Genomic DNA, 233 nt, shown 5'->3' with positions numbered 1-233 from the left:
CTACTCTCACTTACACCATTATTTTCATCTACATTTCCACCTTATACATCAACAGTTGTTACAACTGCACCATGGTCACCCCAAGTTACGGTTTGATCACCGTTCTTGTCAGTAACGAATACTGGAGCGTAAGCAGTTTCTGTACTCTTGTCACCATAAGTTACTTCAACTGGAATGTTGTATGGACCTACAGCAGTTTGATCAGTTGGAACTAAGTGAAGAGTACCATCTGG

General features: G+C 41.2%; 1 protein-coding gene. It reads right to left on the bottom strand.

Annotated elements, in window-relative coordinates:
• Positions 1-41 precede the first annotated feature (41 nt).
• A partial coding sequence (locus ACFIK0_RS09860) for a Rib/alpha-like domain-containing protein (protein WP_375663985.1) occupies positions 42-233 on the bottom strand: 192 nt, incomplete at its 5' end.

It is taken from the genome of Bartonella sp. CL63NXGY, from assembly GCF_042194905.1.
In the GTDB taxonomy this organism is placed as follows: Bacteria; Pseudomonadota; Alphaproteobacteria; order Rhizobiales; family Rhizobiaceae; genus Bartonella.
Note: the sequence above shows the minus strand (reverse complement) of the source record. Positions and strands in the feature narration are given on the sequence as shown.